The sequence below is a fragment of the Kitasatospora sp. NPDC040550 genome (assembly GCF_055594965.1).
Genome location: NZ_JBVIWC010000007.1, coordinates 35,461 through 51,063 on the forward strand (window position 1 = coordinate 35,461; position 15,603 = coordinate 51,063).

Sequence of the window (15,603 nt, forward strand, 5' to 3'; positions counted from 1 at the left end):
CCCCCCCCCCCCCCCCTCTTTTTCTCTGCTTCCCCCCCCCCCCCCCCCCCCCCCCCCCCCCCCCCCCCCCACCCCCCCCCCCCCCCCCCCCCCCCCCCCCGGGCCCCGAGAAACACGCACGATCACGGGTGTTGGAAGAGCACCTCCGGGTTCGCCGTCGACGGGCCGTCGAGGAGGGGCTGGTGGATTCCCTCAAGGGTCCGGTCGAAGAAGGCTCCGACGTACTCCCTGGTCAGCTGCATCCCGCGCTCCGGCGAGGTGGTCGTCCCCGGAGGGGCGGGGATGCCGGCCTCGGCGGCCAGCAGGGTGACGTCCGTGAAGCTGGCGTGGTTGGTGCCCGCGACGGTCAGCCAGGGCTTGTAGCCCTTCCAGCCCGCCCAGGTCTGCGCCCAGGACGTGTCCCCGCCGTTCGCGGAGTGGTCGCTGTCCTTGCCGAGCAGGAGGAAGGAACGCCCGTCGAGCTTGTCGGTCGGAATCGGCGGCCAGAACGTGCCGTCCATGTTCACCCCGGCGAGGATCCGCCGGTCCCCGGCCATCGCGTTCAGCGTCGAGGCGCCGCCGATCGAGTGCCCGGCCATGCCGATCCGGTCCCGGTCGATCAGGTGGGACAGGCGCCAGACCGGGTGCTGCCCGGTCAGCTGGTCCAGGACGAAGGAGACGTCCTTCGCCCGGCTGTCCGGGAGCGAATCCGGCGCGCCGCTGTCGCACAGCGCGCAGCCGGGGGTGCTGCCGTCGGCGAGCGTCTCCCCGGAGTCCTCGTAGGTGTGGCCGACCAGGGCCACCACGTAGCCGTGGCTGGCCAGGTCGGTCGCCAGGCCGGTCAGCGTGGCGCGCGGGTTCTCGAAGCCCGGGGAGAGCACCACCAGCGGGAACTTCCCGCCGGCGGCCTTCGCGCCGGTGTAGGCGTGGGTGTCGACGCCGACCAGGTCCTGCGCAGTGAGCCCGGTGCCGGCCGGCACCCTGGTCGCCAGGAAGCCCTGGGCCTCGCCGGGGGTCATGTACGGAGCGGGCTCCCCGGTGCCCTGCCGGGCCGGGTAGAACATCGACACGGCCAGCTGCCGCGGCCCGGCCGAGGGCACCCAGGGGTCGGTGCGGCCCTGGTCGGTCAGCCGCAGCACCTCCTCCCCGGCCGCGTACCGCCCGGTCGGGCGGGGCAGCTCGCCGTGGAAGGCGGCGGTGGCCGGGGCCTGCCCGACCGCCACGGCAGCGGCGGGTGCAGGCGACGGCGAGGCCATCGCGGCCCCGGCCAGCGGGAGCGGAAGGGCGAGAGCGAGCGCTGCGACAGCCGCGATGCGGCGGATTCGGGTCATGTCCCAGACGGTAGGTTCGCGGCCCGGACCCCCGAATCAGCCCGCCGAATGCCCTATCCGGCCGTGGTCATCCGGGCGATTCAGCGGCGTCATCCCGCCGGATGACACCCGTGGCCCCCTCAGACCCGCGCCGCCGGGCGTTCGGTGGTGGCGATGGTGGCGGAGCCGATCACGCGGGTGCCGTCGTAGAGGACGACGGCCTGGCCGGGGGCGATGCCGCGGGCGGGGGTGTCGAGGCGGACGTGGAGGGTGTCGTCGACGACCGAGGCGGTGACCGGCACCTCCTCGCCGTGGGCGCGCAGCTGGGCGGTGTAGCGGCCGTCGACCAGGGGCTCGGTGCCGCACCAGCGGGGGCGGATGGCGGTCAGGGCGGTGACGTCCAGGCCCTCGACCGGGCCGACGGTGACGGTGTTGTTCACCGGGGAGATGTCGAGGACGTAGCGCGGCTTGCCGTCGGCGGCCGGGCGGCCGATCCGCAGGCCCTTGCGCTGGCCGATGGTGAAGCCGTAGGCGCCGTCGTGCTCGCCGAGCTTGGTGCCGTCCACGTCGAGGATGTCGCCGGTGGCGGTGCCGAGGTGCTGGGCCAGGAAGCCCTGGGTGTCGCCGTCGGCGATGAAGCAGATGTCGTGGCTGTCGGGCTTCTTGGCGACGGCCAGGCCGCGCCGCTCGGCCTCGGCCCGGATGGCGTCCTTGGTGGTGTCGCCGAGCGGGAAGAGGGAGTGGGCGAGCTGGTCGGCGTCGAGCACGCCGAGGACGTAGGACTGGTCCTTGGCGGCGTCCACGGCGCGGTGCAGCTCGCGCGAGCCGTCCGGCTGGTCGACGACGCGGGCGTAGTGGCCGGTGCAGACGGCGTCGAAGCCGAGGGCGATCGCCTTGTCCAGCAGCGCGGCGAACTTGATCTTCTCGTTGCAGCGCAGGCAGGGGTTCGGGGTCCGCCCGGCCGCGTACTCGGCGACGAAGTCGTCGATCACGTCCTCGCGGAAGCGCTCGGCAAGGTCCCAGACGTAGAACGGGATGCCGATCACATCGGCGGCGCGCCAGGCGTCCCGGGAGTCCTCGATGGTGCAGCAGCCGCGCGCGCCCGTACGGAAGGACTGGGGGTTGGCGGACAGCGCCAGGTGCACGCCCGTCACCTCGTGCCCCGCTTCGACGGCGCGGGCGGCGGCGACGGCGGAGTCGACCCCGCCGGACATCGCCGCGAGCACGCGCAGGCGGCCGGTGGACGGAGTGGTCGGGGCACCCGGGAAGTCAGTCATGGTGAGTACAAGCCTACGGGGCCGCCGGACATGCCCGGGGCCCCGGTGCTTCAAGGACGTGGCTACCGGCGGACCGAGGCCAGCCCCGCGTTGCGGGCCCGCTGCACCGCCGGGCCGATGGCCGCCACCAGGGCCGTGACGTCCTCGCGCACCGAGGTGTGCCCGAGCGAGAACCGCAGCGAGGCGCGGGCCAGCAGCGGGTCGACGCCCATCGCGAGCAGCACGTGGCTGGGCTGCGGCACCCCGGCCGAGCAGGCCGAGCCGGTGGAGCACTCGATGCCCTGGGCGTCCAGCAGCATCAGCAGCGCGTCGCCCTCGCAGCCGGGGAAGGAGTAGTGGGCGTTGGCGGGCAGCCGCCCCTCCCCCGCCGGATCGCCGTTGAGCACCGCGTCCGGGACGGCCGCGGCCACCCCGGCGACCAGTTCGTCGCGCAGCGCGCCGAGCGTCACCGCGTGCTCCGCCCGCCGTTCGACGGCCAGCGCGGCGGCGGCCGCGAAGCCGGCGGCGGCGGGGGCGTCCAGGGTGCCGGAGCGCACGTCGCGCTCCTGGCCGCCGCCGTGCAGCAGCGGCACGGGCGTGGCGCCGCGGGAGAGCAGCAGGGCGCCGATGCCGAACGGGCCGCCGATCTTGTGCCCGGTGACGGTGAGCGCGGTGAGCCCCGAGTCGGCGAAGGAGACCGGGACCTGACCGAGCGCCTGCACCGCGTCGGCGTGCATCGGGATGCCGTACTCGGCCGCCACGGCGGCGAGTTCGCGCACCGGCTGGACGGTGCCGACCTCGTTGTTGGCCCACATCACGGTGACCAGGGCGACGGAGCCGGGGTCGCGCTCGATCGCGGCGCGCAGCGCCCCGGGGTGCACCCGGCCCAGCGTGTCCACCGGCAGGTACTCGACCGTCGCGCCCTCGTGCTCGGAGAGCCAGTGCACCGCGTCCAGTACGGCGTGGTGCTCGACCGGGCTGGCCAGCACCCGGGTACGGGCCGGATCGGCGTCCCGGCGGGCCCAGTAGAGGCCCTTGACCGCCAGGTTGTCGGACTCGGTGCCGCCGCCGGTGAGCACGATCTCGCTCGGGCGGGCGCCCAGCGATTCGGCCAGCGACTCGCGGGACTCCTCGACCACCCGGCGGGCCCGGCGGCCGGCCGCGTGCAGGGACGAGGCGTTGCCGACCACCCCCAGGTGCGCCGACATCGCGGCGATCGCCTCGGGCAGCATCGGCGTGGTCGCCGCATGGTCCAGGTATGGCATAACCATCCGATTGTAGAGGGCATGCCCCGGGGCCCCACCAGGCCCGGGCCCGGGTGCGCACCGATCCGGCCACGGCCGCGGCCGGCGGACGGCGGCGTCCGGCACTGGTTTGTACCACTGCGCCGCCCAGCGGTTAGCCTGACGACCACTTCTCCATCGGGTTCCAGCGTTCCAGGGGGCGCCATGTCGCAGTCGGTCGACCGCGCGCTGACCCTGCTCGGCTCGCTCGGCGACGGGCCGCTCTCGCTGGAGCAGGCCGCGAGCAGCCTCGGGGTGCACAAGTCCACCGCGCTGCGGCTGCTGCGCACCCTGGAGGAGCACGGGTTCGTCCGGCGCCAGCCCGACCTGCGCTACCGGGTCGGCGGCCGGGTGCTGTCGCTGGCCCACCGGGCACTGGAGGACTTCGACGTCCGGCAGGTCGCCGCGCCGTACCTGGCCGCGCTGAACGCGCGCTGCGGCTACACCGTCCAGCTGGCCGTGCTGCACGACGGCGAGGTGCTCTACCTGGACGAGGTGGCCGCGCCCTCGGCCGCCCGGCCGCCGCGGATCGGGCGCCGCGCCCCGGTGACCGGGACGGCCGTCGGGCGGGTGCTGCTCGCCGGGCTGCCGGAGGACGGCGTCCGCGAGGAGGAGCTGCCGGCCGAGCTGGCGGCGGTGCGCCGCCGGGGCTGGGCGGCCGAGTCGGCCGAGCACCGGGAGCCGGTGACCTGCGTGGCCGCGCCGGTGGCGGGCAGCGGCGGGCGGACGGTCGCGGCCTGCGCCCTGAGCGCCCCGGCCGGCCAGGTGCCGCCGGCCGAGCTGGCCCGGATGCTGCCGGAGCTGCTCTGCACCGCCGAGGCGATCTCGCTCGCCTGCGGCGGCTCGCCTACTCCTCGCTGGTGCGAGAACCGTTGCGGTGCCAGGCCCGCGGGGCACGCCAGCCGTACTTCAGGGCGAGCATCCGCAGCACGAAGGCGGTGAGCGCGGCGGCGGTGCCGGTGGCACCGGTGAGCCGGTCGGCCCCGATCAGCACGGCCACCAGGGCGGCGCCGACCAGCGCCGGGACGGCGTAGATCTCGCGGTCCCAGCGCAGCAGCGAGGGGATCTCCCCGGCCAGCACGTCGCGGATCACCCCGCCGCCCGCCGCGGTCACCATGCCGAGCGCGATCGAGGCGACCGCGCCGAGCCCGTAGTCGTGCGCCTTGGCGGTGCCGGTGACGCAGAACAGGCCGAGGCCGAGGGCGTCCAGGGTCTGCACGGAGCGGTTGATCCGCTCGACCTCGGGGTGCAGGAAGAACACCACGAGTCCGGCGGCCAGCGGGGTGAGGAAGTAGCCGAGGTTGGTGAAGGCTGCCACCGGAGTGGCGCCGATCACCAGGTCGCGCATCACCCCGCCGCCGAGGGCCGTGACCTCCGCCAACACGCAGATCCCGAAGATGTCCATGTTCTTGCGGACGGCGAGCAGCGCCCCGGAGAGGGCGAAGACGAAGATGCCGACGAGGTCCAACGATTGCTGCACGTCGGAGGGGAAGATCTGCGAGGTCACGGGAACAACTATGACCTGCGCGGACCCTCCCCTCCGCTACAGCCGGCTCGGTCGCCGTTCTCAGGGCTGTGCCTGATCGGTCCCCTCGGGGCTGTGCCTAATCGGTTCCCCTCGGTCCCCTCGGGGCTGTGCCTAGTCGTTCCCCTCGGTCCCCTCGGGGAAGTGGCACGCCACCTGGTGCCCGGTCCTCATCACCGTCAGCGGCGGTTCCTGGCTCGCGCACACGTCCTGCGCCTTCCAGCAGCGGGTCCGGAACCGGCAGCCGCTGGGCGGGTTGATCGGCGAGGGCACGTCGCCCTTGAGCAGGATCCGCTCGCGCCCGCCCTGCTGGCGCCGGCGCGGGTCCGGCACCGGGACCGCCGACATCAGGGCGGTGGTGTACGGGTGCATCGGGCTGCGGTAGAGCGAGTCGCGGTCGGCGATCTCGACGATCTTGCCGAGGTACATCACCGCCACCCGGTCGGAGACGTGCCGGACCACCGAGAGGTCGTGCGCGATGATCAGGTAGGTCAGGCCGAGCTCCTGCTGGAGGTCGTCGAGCAGGTTGACCACCTGCGCCTGGATCGACACGTCCAGCGCCGAGACCGGCTCGTCCGCGATGATCATCTTCGGCTTGAGCGCGAGCGCCCGGGCGATGCCGATGCGCTGGCGCTGGCCGCCGGAGAACTCGTGCGGGTAGCGGTTGTAGTGCTCGGGGCTGAGCCCGCACAGCTCCAGCAGGTCCTGGACGGCCTTCTTGACGCCGCCCTCGGGCTGGACCCCCTGGAGCTTGAACGGCGCGCTGACGATGGTGCCGACGGTGTGCCGGGGGTTCAGCGAGGAGTACGGGTCCTGGAAGATCATCTGGATGTCGCGGCGCAGCGGCCGCATCGCCCCGGTGCCGAGGTGGCTGATGTCGGTGCCCTCGAACTCGATCGTCCCGCCGGTGGGTTCGTCGAGCCGGGTGACCAGCCGCCCCATCGTCGACTTGCCGCAGCCGGACTCGCCGACGACGCCCAGCGTCTCACCGGCGTTGACGGTGAAGTCGATGCCGTCGACGGCCCGCACCGCACCGGTCTGGCGCCGCAGCAGTCCGCCGCGGATCGGGAAGTGCCGGGTCAGGCCGGTGACCTTCAACAGCGGCTCGCGCTCGGGGGCGGGCGCCGGTGCAGGGATGGTGGCCCCCTGAGTGTCCGTCATCGGTTCTCTCCAGAAAGGTGGTACGGGGCCGGGCTCACAGCCGGGGCGCGATCTCTTCGGCGAAGATGCGGTGCCGCTCGTCGGCCGCCAGGTGGCAGGCCGCGAAGTGCCCGGGTGCGGCCTCGGTCAGCACCGGTACCTCGCCCGTGGAGCGCCCGCCGGTCAGGTCGGCGTACGGGCAGCGCGGGTGGAAGGCGCAGCCGGACGGCACGTTGATCAGGCTGGGCGGGGTGCCGCGGACCGGCACCAGCCGGTCCTGCAGTTCCCGGTCCAGTCGCGGCATCGAGCCCAACAGGCCCCAGGTGTAGGGGTGTTCGGGCGCGTCGAAGAGGGTCTCGGCGGGCCCGCGCTCGATGCACTTACCGCCGTACATGACCAGGATGTCGTCGGCGAGCTCGGCGACCACCCCGAGGTCGTGGGTGATGATGATGACGGCGGAGCCGAACTCCTGCTGGAGGTCGCGGATGAGGTCCAGGATCTGCGCCTGGACGGTGACGTCCAGGGCGGTGGTGGGCTCGTCGGCGATCAGCAGCGAGGGGTCGTTGACCAGGGCCATGGCGATCATGGCGCGCTGGCGCATGCCGCCGGAGAACTGGTGCGGGTAGTCGTCCACCCGGCGGTCCGGCTGCGGGATGCCGACCCGGTCGAGCATCTCGATCGCGCGGGTCCTGGCCTGCTTCTTGGAGGCCTGGGGGTGGTGCACCCGGTACGCCTCGACGATCTGCTGCCCCACCGTGTAGTAGGGGTGCATCGCGGTCAGCGGGTCCTGGAAGATCATCGCCAGTTCCCGGCCGCGCAGTTGGCGCACCCGGTCCGGCCCGGCGGCGATCAGGTCCTCGCCGTCCAGCCGGATCTCGCCGCTGATCCGGGCCCGCTTGGAGCGGTGCAGGCCCATGATGCCGAGCGAGGTGACGGACTTGCCGGAGCCGGACTCGCCGACGATGCCGAGGGTGCGGCCCTTGTGCAGGTCGAAGCTGACCCCGTCCACCGAGCGGACCAGGCCGTCGTCGGTGTCGAAGTGGATCCGCAGGTCGCGCACGGACAGGAAGGGGTCGCCCGGAGAGCTGGACGCGGCGTCCGCCGGGTTCTTCTGGAGGTCGGTCACGAGAGCCTCACGCGGGGGTCGACGAGGGCGTACAGGAGGTCGACCACGAGGTTGCAGACGACGATGAAGAAGGCGGCCAGCAGGGTGACGCCGAGGATCTTGGGCAGGTCGTTGTCGGAGATCGCCTGGACGGCGAACTGGCCGATGCCCTTGAGCGAGAAGACCTGCTCGGTGATCAGTGCACCGCCGAGCAGCAGACCGAGGTCCATGCCGAAGATGGTGACGATCGGGGTGAGCGCGGAGCGCAGGCCGTGCTTGACCACCACCTTGCGCTCGGCCAGGCCCTTGGCCCGGGCGGTGCGGATGTAGTCCTCGCTCATCGTCTCCAGCATCCCGGCGCGGGTGAGCCGGGCGTAGAGCGCGGAGTACAGGAAGGCCAGCGAGACCCACGGGAGGATCAGGTTGCGGGCCCACATCAGCGGGTCGGCGGTGAAGTCGACGTACTCCAGGTTGTCCAGGATCGGCCACTCGTAGCTGAACACGGTCAGCAGCAGGGCGCCGGTGAAGAAGACCGGGAGCGAGACGCCGGCCAGGGCGATGCCCATGGAGAGCCGGTCGAAGATCGAGCGCGGCTTGAGGGCGGAGATCACGCCGGTGGTGACGCCGGAGACCAGCCAGAGCACCGCCGCGCCGATGGCGAGCGAGATGGTGACCGGGATCCGGCTGGTCATCTCCGGCCAGACCTCCAGGTGGTTCTTGAAGGAGTAGCCGAAGCAGGGCACGTGGCAGGTGGCCGGTTCCGGGCCGAACTTGTACTCGGCGCCGGTGAACAGCGCCTTGAGGAAGTTCCAGTACTGGGTGTACAGCGGCTGGTCGAAGCCGAGGTTCTGCTTGACCGCCTGGATCGCCTCGGGCGAGGGGTTCTTCCCGATGTACTGCGCGGCCAGCTGGTCGGTGGTCTCGCCGGCGATGCGCGGGAGCAGGAAGAAGATCGCGAAGGTGACCGCGCTGACGACGACCAGCAGCGCCGCGGCCGCGAGGATCCTGCGGATGATGTAGGCAAACACAGTTGGGCGGCTCCGGCGGCCCGCCGCCGTCCGGGGTCTTCCGGACGGCGGCGGGCGCCGCTGCCTTCACCTGCCTTCAGGGATGCGGAGCCAGGCTCTTTACTTGGTGGTGCCGATGTTCAGGTAGTCGTACTCACCCGAGAAGGCCGGGGTGGACGCCAGGTTGGTGGCGCTGTCCGGGCGGTACAGGAAGACCTTGAAGTCGGTCAGCGGGACGTACACCGCGGACTCCATGACCTTCTTGTCGATGTCGCCGTAGATCTTCTCGCGGGCGGCCCGGTCCGGGTTGACCGCGGCGTCGTCCAGCATCTTGTTGACGGCCGGGTCGTTCAGCTGGGCCAGGTTGCTGTTGCCGGAGGCCTTGATCGCGCGGCCGTCGACGATCTGCTGCAGGAAGCCGTAGCCGGTCGGCCAGTCGGCGCCCCACTGCATCATCATCAGACCGATGTTGTGGTCCTGGGTGTACTGCGGCGCACCGGCCGAGTCGGTCAGGTACTTGCCCTGCGGGAACTGCTGGATCTCGGCGTTGATGCCGATGTTCTTGAGCTGCGCCTGGATCGCGGTGGCCGCGGCGACCTCGGTCGCGCGCTCGGTGCGGGCGGACAGCACGGTGGTGAAGCCGCCGTCCTTGCCGCAGGCCTTCAGGGCGTCCTTGGCCTTGGCCTGGTCACCCTTGTTGTCCTTGGTCTCGAACAGGTTGAAGTCCTGGTGGCCCGGGATGTCCGGCGGGAGCACGGTGTTGGCCACCTGGCCGCGGATCGGGCCGCCGAGCGCGGTCTGCACCGCGACCTTGTCGACCGCGAACTGGACGGCCTTGCGGCACTCGATGTTGTCGAACGGCGCGACCTTGGTGTTGATCGCCATGTAGACCAGGCGGCCGCCGTAGGCGTTGTCGGTCTTCGCCTTGAGCTTCGAGTCGCGCAGGATCTGCGCCTGGGTCTGCGGGTCGACGCCGCCGCCGACCAGGTCGACCTGGGCGTTGCCGGCCAGCAGGTCCTTGTCGATGGTGGCCTGGTCGATGTTCATCTTGAGCACGATCTTGTCCGGCAGCTGCTTCCGGATCGGGTCGGTGCTCTTGTCCCAGTTGGTGTTCGGGACCAGGACGGCCTGCTTGCCGTCCTCGTAGGACTCGAACTTGTAGGTGCCCGAGGACACGATGTGCTTCACGTAGTCGGCACCGGTGTCCTTGGCCTGCGGGACCGGCACCGTCTGCGGGGCGCTGACCAGGTAGTCGAAGTCCGCGAACGGGTGCTGCAGGTGGAAGACGATCGTGGTGTCGTCCGGCGTCTCGATCGACTTGAGGTCGCCGGTCTTGTCCTTGTACGGACCCTGGTACGGCGTCGGGTTGTCGACCAGCAGGTCGTGGAAGTACGTCGGGCCGTTGGAGTTCACCTCGGGCGCGAAGTTCGAGCGCTCCACGGCGTACTTGACGTCCTTGGAGGTGATCGGGGTGCCGTCGTCGTACTTGAGGCCGGCGCGCAGCTTGTACGTCCAGGTCAGGCCGTCCGCGCTGGGCTGGCCCAGCGACTCGGCGAGGTCCGGGACCAGCTTGTTGCCGTCCGCGCCGGCGGCCGGGTTGAAGGTGGTCAGCGGACGCCCGTACAGGCGCGAGAAGTTGTAGATGTAGGCGTAGTAGGTGTTGCCCGGGTCGAGGGAGTCCGGGGTGCCCTTCATCTCGTAGGTGACCGTCCCGCCCTTCTTGTCCGAGGCGTTGACGATCTGCTTGGTGGCCGCGTCGGCGCCGCCACCGTTGGAGTCGGCCGAGTTCGAGCTTCCGCCGCTGCTCTTGGTGCTGGACGAGCAGCCGGTGACGACCAGGACCGCGGCAGCTGCCACGGCGGTCAACGCGACGGTACGGGACCTACGCATGGGTGAGATCAACCCCTTGAGGATGTGGAGGAGGGAGGGCCTGGCGCCTGCGCATTGACGCAGGGTCAGTTGCTCTTGGGATCGAGGGCGTCACGCAGCCCGTCGCCGAGCAGGTTGAACGCGAGCACGGTGATGAAGATCGCCACACCGGGGACCACCATGTACTGGGGGTCGACCTGGTAGTAGTTCTTCGCGTCCGCCAGCATGCCGCCCCAGGAGGCCTGCGGGGGCTGGATGCCGACGCCGAGGAAGCTCAGCCCGGCCTCGAAGAGGATGTTGGTCGGGATCAGCAGGGTCGAGTAGACCAGGATCGGGCCGACCAGGTTGGGCAGCAGTTCCTTGAACAGGATGAACGGGCCGCGCGCACCGAGGCTGCGGGCCGCGTGGACGAACTCCCGCTCGCGCAGCGAGAGGGTCTGTCCGCGCACGATCCGGCCCATGTAGGGCCAGTTGAAGAAGCCGATCACGAAGATCAGCACCAGGATGTGCAGCGGCAGGCCGTGCAGGCCGAACGCGCCGCCCTGGAGCGAGGCGGAGATCGCGATGGCGAACAGCAGCAGCGGGAACGCCAGGAAGACGTCCATCAGCCGGCTGATCAGGGTGTCCACCCAGCCGCCGTAGTAGCCGGCCATCACGCCGAGCACGGTGCCGATGGTGTTGGAGAGCACGGTCGCGCCGAAGGCGACCAGCAGGGAGACCCAGGAGCCGTCGACCACGCGGGAGAGCAGGTCGCGGCCCTGCAGCGGGTCGATGCCGAGCAGGTGGTCCCCGCTCATCCCGCCCCAGTCGCCGAGCGGGAGTCCGCCGAGGTTGGCGTCCAGCAGGTCCGGGTTCGGCTGGTCGGGGTCGAGCCCGAACAGGGCCTCGATCGGGCCGGACAGGACGGCCAGGAGGATCAGCAGGATCACCACGACGCCGCCGGCGACGGCGGCCTTGTCCCGCTTGAAGCGGGTCCAGGCGATCCGACCGAGGGAGCGGCCCTCGATCGTCTTGGCCGGGCTCGGGGAGGCGGGCGCCTCGGGTTCGTTCCCGGCGGTAGTGATGGGTGCGGTCATGGTCAGTTGGTCCCCTCGCCGACGGTGGCCGGCCCACGGGTGCCGGGCGCCGGCTTCGGCGGTACGGCTGCGGACGTGCGGAGGTGCTAGGAGCAGGTGGTCGCGGCAGTGCGTCGTGCACGGGCACTGCCTCCACACGGGATGGGCGTCGCGTGGATCGAGCGGTCGGCGTGCGCGTTCACCTTCGTGGGGTTTCCAGTACGCGCGATGCGTTGCGCAGAACTCTCTGTCATCCGAACTGGCTTGCGCCAGCCCTGACAACCGACAGATGCCCAACTGTGATCTGCCCGCATGCACCTCTCCGGTCTTCGGCATATACCTCTTCACACGGGTGTAACTGCCATGTCAAGATGCGTCTGCGGAGAGTGTGGAAATTCGTCCGGAAAGCACCGAAGCCGACCTGATGGTGAATCAAGTCGGCTTCGAGCTGGCGATTTCGGCTATTGGGTTGACCGGTCAGCGCCCGGGGTAGCCGGGCCACTGCGGCTGGGGCTGGTGCCCCCAGCCCGGCGCGGGCGGCTGGGTGCCGTACGCGTAGCCCGGCATCGACTGCCCGGGCACCGGCTGCCCCGGCATCGACCGGCCCGGCATCGACTGGCCCGGGTACGGCGGCGGCACCGGCGGGTACGGGCCGGTCGGCGGGCGCCCGGCCTCCCGGTCGAAGAACGGCCGCGCATTGGCGCGCATCCACAGCGCCACCGGGTCGAACTCGTCCGCCATCGCCACCGTGGACACCGCGAGCCCCTCCGGGGCCACCGCGATCGCGCGCTGCATCAACGCCCGCACCGCCTCCACGGCCGGCGGCGAACTCTCGTACAGGTCCAGGCCGATCGCCAGGTACGGCTCCCCCACCGCCGGCTGCACCCAGGCCCGGCGCAGCGCCCGCACCGCGCGCACCTCACCGGCCTGCCGCTCCAGCAGGGCGAAGAACTGCTGCGCGTCGACCTGCGGCTCGCTCAGCTTCAACGGACCGGCCGGCAGCCGGTCCAGGCCCGCGGCGACCCGCCGCAGGTCCGCCCAGGGCACGCCAACCCCGCCGCCCGGCGCGTGCGGGTTCAGCCACAGGCCCCAGCGGGTGCGGTACAGCGAGGCGGCGATCTCCCGCCCCGAGATGACCTCGTGGGCCCGCGCCCAGCCGGAGGCCGTCAGCTGCTCGGGCGAGGTGACGGCCGGCGCGTAGCCGTGGCCGCTGATCTCCATGTTCCCGTACTGCGCGTCCGGGCTGCCCGGCGTACCGTGCCAGAGCAGCATCCAGACCCGGCCGTCGGCCAGCGCGTGCAGCAGCCGCTCGTACGCGTCGAAGCGCTCCGGCGCGACCTCGCGCAGAGCCTGCTCCAGCCCGCCCGGGTCCGCGCCCGGGCGCCCGGCCGGTGCCTGGCCCCAGGGCCCCGGCGCCCCGCCCGCTCCCGTTCCCGCACTCATGCGCCCACCTCGCCGCGCCTCTTTCCTGAACCCGCCGGCCCGTCAGCCGCCTGCACGCACCCTATGGCGCGGCACCGGCCGCCGCCACGGCGACGTGCCTGTGAAGGATCCCCGCTCACACCCGCGAGTAGAAGGGCATGACCCGGGTCAACAACCACTCGACCACCGGGTCGTCGGCGAGGTCGAGCAGCACGAGGTGGACGCCGCCCGGCAGCGGTGCGGTTCCCAGCGCCCGGCCGAGCGCCTCGTTCACCGCCCCCGGGTCGGCCGGGGCCGCCGGATCCAGCTGCACGCCCACGAACATCACGGTCGGCTCGCCCTCGATGCTGGCCAGTGCCCGGCGCGCGGTCAACACCCCCGGCAAGGCCGACAGCTCGGCCCGGCAGACGGCCAGGAAGTGCTCCGGATCCTCGCCCGGCACCGGCTCCCGCAGGGCCACCCGGCCGCCCGTCGGCCCCTCCGGCTGCTGTTCCCAGCGATCCTCCCGGGGGCCGCGCCGCAGCTCCGCCACGCCCTGCGGCGGCACCGGGATGCCCACCGCCGCCTCCGGGTTGACCGCGATGCCCACGCCCAGCGGCAGCCCGCGGGCGAACTCCCAGGCCGGCGCGACCGCGAAGGCCATCCCCGGCGCCTGCTGCAGGAACACCTCCTGCGAGGAGAACACCGGTACGTACGGGGCCCCGGCCAGCTCGACGGTCGGCAGGTCCAGCGACTGCCCGGCCGGGTCGCCCCCGGACGGCAGCGGGATCCACACCTGGCTGCGGGCCAGCACCTCGATCACCCGCGGGGTCGCCCCCGGGTCACCCAGCGCGGCCGTCAGCACCTGCTCCAGCTCGTTCGCCGGCCACGCCCCGCCCGACGGCGCCGCCTGCGGCCCGCCCCACCCCTGCTGCTGCTCCACCGGGTACTCCATGCGCCGCCGATCCGGCCCACGGCCGGGTCGGCCGCCCACTGCTGCGCCGACGCGATGATTTTAGGGCCCGGGTCCGCCCGGCCGCGGTGTGACCGGGTCCCCTCTCCCCTCCTCCGCGAGGACGTGCCATGATGTGCGCGTCCGACGGCATGCGCCGCGGGCCCCCACAACTCCACACCGGCCGCTCGAACCCGCGCGGGAGAGCCCGGAGTGCCCCTCAGGGGGCACAGCCGGCGCCGAAGGAGCAAGTCCTCCCCGGAATCTCTCAGGCCCCCCTACCGCGCGGGTTAGGCACATCTGGAAAGCGGCGCACGACCCGGTCGCGCGCCCACCCACGGTGCAAGCCGCCGTCCTGTCCCCGATGCTGGAACCAGCCGACGCTGGTGCCGGCTGCGGGCAGGTGGGCGGTGAAGCTCTCAGGTTCGACGACAGATGGGGAGACCCACGCCGCCGCATGCCCGCGCGCGGGGTCGGTCCCCGAGCGGGTCCGGTCCGGCGCGTGCACCCCTGAGTGCCCCGACCGAGGAGTTCCTGGCCATGTCGTCCCTCCGCCTGACCGCGCTCGACGCGCTGCACCGCGCCCTCGGCGCGACCATGACCGACTTCGCCGGCTGGGACATGCCGCTGCGCTACGGCAGCGAGCGCGAGGAGCACCTCGCGGTCCGCACCAAGGCCGGTCTGTTCGACCTCTCGCACATGGGCGAGATCACCGTCACCGGCCCGCAGGCCGGCGAGATGCTGGACCACGCGCTGGTCGGCTTCGTCTCCGCGCTCGGCGAGCTGCGCGCCCGCTACACCATGATCTGCGCCGAGGACGGCGGCATCCTGGACGACCTGATCGTCTACCGGCTGCGCGAGGACGCCTTCCTGGTCGTCGCCAACGCCTCCAACGCCCAGCTGGTGCTGGACGAGCTGATCGCCCGGGCCAAGGGCTTCGACGCCGTCGTCACCGACGACCGCGACACCTACGCGCTGATCGCCGTCCAGGGTCCGGAGGCCACCGCGATCCTGGCCGACACCACCGACGCCGACCTGCCCGGTCTCAAGTACTACGCGATCCTCCCGGCCACCGTGGCCGGGAAGGACGTGCTGCTGGCCCGCACCGGCTACACCGGCGAGGACGGCTTCGAGATCTTCTGCGCCCCGGCCGACGCCGAGCCGGTCTGGCGGGCGCTGACCGCCGCCGGCGAGGGCCGCGGCCTGGTCCCGTGCGGCCTGTCCTGCCGCGACACGCTGCGCCTGGAGGCGGGCATGCCGCTGTACGGGCACGAGCTGTCCACCGACCTGACCCCGTTCGACGCCGGTCTGGGCCGGGTCGTGCGCTTCGACAAGACCACCAACGAGGGCGCGTTCATCGGCCGCCGGGCGCTGGAGCAGGCCGCCGCCGCGGCCGAGTCCAACCCCCCGAAGGTGCTGGTCGGCCTGGTCTCCGAGGGCAAGCGGGTGCCGCGCGCCGAGTACACGGTGGTCTCCACCGAGGGCGCCCCGATCGGCCGGATCACCTCGGGCGCGCCGTCCCCCACGCTGGGCAAGCCGATCGCGATGGCCTACGTGGACGCGGCCCACGCCGCCCCCGGCAGCACCGTCGCGGTGGACGTCCGCGGCAAGCACGAGCCGGTCCAGGTCGTGGCGCTGCCGTTCTACAAGCGCGCCCGCTGAGGCCGTCGCCGCCCCTCGTTTTCCCATCCGCGCACGTCGGAGCCGTCCGTGCGGCGGCC

The 15,603-nt window shown here is 72.4% G+C and carries 13 protein-coding genes and 1 riboswitch; of the genes, 2 read left to right on the forward strand and 11 right to left on the reverse strand.

What is annotated here, in order from left to right; genetic code table 11:
- Positions 1 to 122: 122 nt before the first annotated feature.
- From ACZ58X_RS12625 to ACZ58X_RS12635, 3 genes are all read right to left on the reverse strand, one after another.
- Positions 123 to 1,310: an alpha/beta hydrolase family protein gene (locus ACZ58X_RS12625; RefSeq protein ID WP_470333666.1), complete on the reverse strand. Its 1,188-nt coding sequence runs from the start codon at positions 1,308 to 1,310 to the stop codon at positions 123 to 125.
- Between the two features lie 119 nt (positions 1,311 to 1,429).
- A complete protein-coding gene (gene mnmA / locus ACZ58X_RS12630) occupies positions 1,430 to 2,566 on the reverse strand; it encodes a tRNA 2-thiouridine(34) synthase MnmA (protein WP_470333667.1) in 1,137 nt (378 codons plus the stop codon).
- 62 nt (positions 2,567 to 2,628) lie between these two features.
- A complete protein-coding gene (locus ACZ58X_RS12635; RefSeq protein WP_470333668.1) occupies positions 2,629 to 3,810 on the reverse strand; it encodes a cysteine desulfurase family protein in 1,182 nt (393 codons plus the stop codon).
- Between the two features lie 183 nt (positions 3,811 to 3,993).
- On the opposite strand from ACZ58X_RS12635, the gene ACZ58X_RS12640 reads away from it, so the two are divergent.
- Positions 3,994 to 4,770: an IclR family transcriptional regulator gene (locus ACZ58X_RS12640; RefSeq protein WP_360232958.1), complete on the forward strand. Its 777-nt coding sequence runs from the start codon at positions 3,994 to 3,996 to the stop codon at positions 4,768 to 4,770.
- On the opposite strand, the gene ACZ58X_RS12645 is transcribed toward ACZ58X_RS12640, so the two are convergent.
- From ACZ58X_RS12645 to ACZ58X_RS12680, 8 genes are all read right to left on the reverse strand, one after another.
- Complete coding sequence (locus tag ACZ58X_RS12645; RefSeq protein ID WP_470333669.1) at positions 4,676 to 5,335, reverse strand: trimeric intracellular cation channel family protein; 660 nt, start codon at positions 5,333 to 5,335, stop codon at positions 4,676 to 4,678. The genes ACZ58X_RS12640 and ACZ58X_RS12645 overlap by 95 nt on opposite strands.
- Positions 5,336 to 5,467: 132 nt before the next feature.
- Entirely contained in the window at positions 5,468 to 6,514 is a 1,047-nt protein-coding gene (locus tag ACZ58X_RS12650; protein ID WP_470333670.1) for an ABC transporter ATP-binding protein, read from the reverse strand.
- A gap of 34 nt (positions 6,515 to 6,548) precedes the next feature.
- Positions 6,549 to 7,619: an ABC transporter ATP-binding protein gene (locus ACZ58X_RS12655; protein ID WP_470333671.1), complete on the reverse strand. Its 1,071-nt coding sequence runs from the start codon at positions 7,617 to 7,619 to the stop codon at positions 6,549 to 6,551.
- Positions 7,616 to 8,626 (reverse strand): ABC transporter permease, encoded by a 1,011-nt coding sequence (locus tag ACZ58X_RS12660; RefSeq protein ID WP_470333672.1) that lies wholly within the window; start codon positions 8,624 to 8,626, stop codon positions 7,616 to 7,618. Before ACZ58X_RS12660 ends, ACZ58X_RS12655 begins: the two co-directional genes overlap by 4 nt.
- A gap of 99 nt (positions 8,627 to 8,725) precedes the next feature.
- A complete protein-coding gene (locus tag ACZ58X_RS12665; protein WP_470333673.1) occupies positions 8,726 to 10,495 on the reverse strand; it encodes an ABC transporter substrate-binding protein in 1,770 nt (589 codons plus the stop codon).
- Between the two features lie 65 nt (positions 10,496 to 10,560).
- Positions 10,561 to 11,550, reverse strand: a complete 990-nt coding sequence (locus tag ACZ58X_RS12670; protein ID WP_375891532.1) for an ABC transporter permease — start codon at positions 11,548 to 11,550, stop codon at positions 10,561 to 10,563.
- A 456-nt stretch (positions 11,551 to 12,006) separates the two neighbouring features.
- On the reverse strand, positions 12,007 to 12,972 hold the full coding sequence (locus ACZ58X_RS12675; RefSeq protein WP_470333674.1) for an enhanced serine sensitivity protein SseB C-terminal domain-containing protein: 966 nt from the start codon (positions 12,970 to 12,972) through the stop codon (positions 12,007 to 12,009).
- A 115-nt stretch (positions 12,973 to 13,087) separates the two neighbouring features.
- Positions 13,088 to 13,885 carry an enhanced serine sensitivity protein SseB C-terminal domain-containing protein gene (locus ACZ58X_RS12680; protein WP_470333675.1) on the reverse strand — a complete coding sequence of 266 codons (798 nt, stop codon included), beginning with the start codon at positions 13,883 to 13,885 and terminating at the stop codon, positions 13,088 to 13,090.
- A gap of 186 nt (positions 13,886 to 14,071) precedes the next feature.
- Positions 14,072 to 14,176, forward strand: a riboswitch (glycine riboswitch).
- Between the two features lie 246 nt (positions 14,177 to 14,422).
- Between ACZ58X_RS12680 and gcvT the strand changes: the two genes are divergently transcribed.
- Complete coding sequence (gcvT, locus tag ACZ58X_RS12685; RefSeq protein WP_470333676.1) at positions 14,423 to 15,544, forward strand: glycine cleavage system aminomethyltransferase GcvT; 1,122 nt, start codon at positions 14,423 to 14,425, stop codon at positions 15,542 to 15,544.
- Positions 15,545 to 15,603: the final 59 nt, after the last annotated feature.

Bases quoted from the DNA above. Each gene is read 5' to 3' on its own strand.
- ACZ58X_RS12625 (WP_470333666.1), bottom strand. From the start codon at position 1,310: ATGACCCGAATCCGCCGCATCGCGGCTGTCGCAGCGCTCGCTCTCGCC.
- mnmA (WP_470333667.1), bottom strand. From the start codon at position 2,566: ATGACTGACTTCCCGGGTGCCCCGACCACTCCGTCCACCGGCCGCCTG.
- ACZ58X_RS12635 (WP_470333668.1), bottom strand. From the start codon at position 3,810: ATGCCATACCTGGACCATGCGGCGACCACGCCGATGCTGCCCGAGGCG.
- ACZ58X_RS12640 (WP_360232958.1), top strand. From the start codon at position 3,994: ATGTCGCAGTCGGTCGACCGCGCGCTGACCCTGCTCGGCTCGCTCGGC.
- ACZ58X_RS12650 (WP_470333670.1), bottom strand. From the start codon at position 6,514: ATGACGGACACTCAGGGGGCCACCATCCCTGCACCGGCGCCCGCCCCC.
- ACZ58X_RS12665 (WP_470333673.1), bottom strand. From the start codon at position 10,495: ATGCGTAGGTCCCGTACCGTCGCGTTGACCGCCGTGGCAGCTGCCGCG.
- ACZ58X_RS12670 (WP_375891532.1), bottom strand. From the start codon at position 11,550: ATGACCGCACCCATCACTACCGCCGGGAACGAACCCGAGGCGCCCGCC.
- ACZ58X_RS12675 (WP_470333674.1), bottom strand. From the start codon at position 12,972: ATGAGTGCGGGAACGGGAGCGGGCGGGGCGCCGGGGCCCTGGGGCCAG.
- ACZ58X_RS12680 (WP_470333675.1), bottom strand. From the start codon at position 13,885: ATGGAGTACCCGGTGGAGCAGCAGCAGGGGTGGGGCGGGCCGCAGGCG.
- gcvT (WP_470333676.1), top strand. From the start codon at position 14,423: ATGTCGTCCCTCCGCCTGACCGCGCTCGACGCGCTGCACCGCGCCCTC.